The organism is Streptomyces sp. IBSBF 3136 (genome assembly GCF_036815105.1).
Taxonomy (GTDB): Bacteria; Actinomycetota; Actinomycetes; order Streptomycetales; family Streptomycetaceae; genus Streptomyces.
In genome coordinates, this window is sequence record NZ_JAJSZC010000453.1 from 1 (window position 1) to 1,438 (window position 1,438).

The following is a 1,438-nucleotide window of genomic DNA, read 5'->3' on the forward strand; positions in this document are numbered from 1 at the left end:
GGCGCGGGGCGAGGACGGCGTCGATGTCGCTGCCGACGTCGTGCGCCGCGGCCTTGTCGACGGTGGTGACGTAGAGCCCGCCGGGCCGCAGCACCCGGGCGCACTCGGTGACGACGGCGCGGACCTCGGCTGGGCCGGGCAGCAGGTGCAGCAGCCAGACGCTGGTGACGGCGTCGAAGGTGGCGTCGGCGAAGGGCAGCCGGCGGCTGTCGGCGAGCAGGACGGCGCCGGGCAGGCGGGCGGCCGCCCTGCGGGCCATGCCGGGGGCGAGGTCCGCGCCGGTCACCCGCAGCGCGGGCCGGGCGGCGGCGAGGCGGCGGGTGACGATGCCGGTGCCGCAGGCGACGTCGAGGAGGCGGCCCGGCCGGTCGGGTATCAGGTCGAGCACGGCGGCCGCGGCCGCCCGGGCGCGGGGCTCGCCGCCGCGGGAGGCGTCGTAGGCGCAGGCTTCCTCGTCGTAGTTCAGCACTCCCTCAGTGTGGGTGGTGGCCTGGGGCGATGTCCTCCACCCTGCGGGCGAGCTCGAAGTCCTTCTCGGTGACGGCGCCGCCGGCGCTGTGGGTGTGGACGCTGAGGGAGACCGTGTTGTAGCCGAGGGTGAGGTCGGAGTGGTGGTCGAGCTCGTCCTGGATGCGGGCGACGTGCACGACCAGCGCGGTCGCCGCGAAGTGCGAGGGGAGCCGGTAGGTGCGGGTGAGCCGGTCCCCGTCGAGCGACCAGCCGGGCAGCTCCGCGAGCCGGTCCTCGATCTCCTTGGCGGACAGCGGTTCGACGGCCATGGGCGCGCTCCCTTCGGGGCGGACGGGTACCCGTTCAGCCTGCCACGTTCAGCCGGGCGCGCACTCCGCCGCGAGGTCGTCGGCCAGTGCGGCGATGCGGGCGCGGCCCTCGACCCGCTCGAGCCAGGCGTGCGGAAGGCCGACGTCGCCGTGCAGGGCGCCGAGGAGGTTGCCGCAGATCGATCCGGTGGAGTCGCTGTCGCCCGAGTGGTTGACGGACAGCAGCAGGGCGTCGGCGACACGGGGTTCGGCGAGCGCGCAGTAGACGGCGAAGGCGAGGGCCTGCTCGGCGACCCAGCCCTCCCCGAGGGTCTCGGCCTTGCGGGCCGTGGGTGTGCCGTCGGCCGCCAGGTCGAGGGCCTCGCGCAGGGCGGTGGTGGTCTCCTGGTGGCCGGGGTGGCGCTCCAGCAGCCGCAGGGTGCGCAGCACCGCGCCTTCCAGGGACTCCCCGGCGACCAGGTGGGCCACGATCGCGGCGAGGGCACCGGCCGCGTAGTAGCCGGTGGGGTGGCCGTGGGTGATCTGGGCGCCGCGGGCGGCCATGGCGAAGGCGGCTTCGGCGGGGGCGACGAGGCCGAAGGGGGCGGAGCGCATGACCGTGCCGCAGCCCTTGGAGTCGGGGTTGACCTCGCCGGGGCTGCCGTCGAGCGGGTGGGCGG

The 1,438-nt window shown here is 76.1% G+C and carries 3 protein-coding genes; all 3 read right to left on the reverse strand.

From position 1 onward, the window contains the following. The coding region (locus V7E45_RS40120) for a class I SAM-dependent methyltransferase (protein ID WP_333779224.1) at window positions 1–469 on the reverse strand (469 nt) is incomplete at its 3' end. Window positions 470–473: 4 nt separating this feature from the next. Then, the gene (locus V7E45_RS40125; RefSeq protein ID WP_333779225.1) at window positions 474–779 is read right to left on the reverse strand and encodes a 4a-hydroxytetrahydrobiopterin dehydratase; all 306 of its coding nucleotides are present in this window, start codon (window positions 777–779) and stop codon (window positions 474–476) included. A 48-nt stretch (window positions 780–827) separates the two neighbouring features. Next, a partial coding sequence (locus tag V7E45_RS40130) for an ADP-ribosylglycohydrolase family protein (RefSeq protein ID WP_333779226.1) occupies window positions 828–1,438 on the reverse strand: 611 nt, incomplete at its 5' end.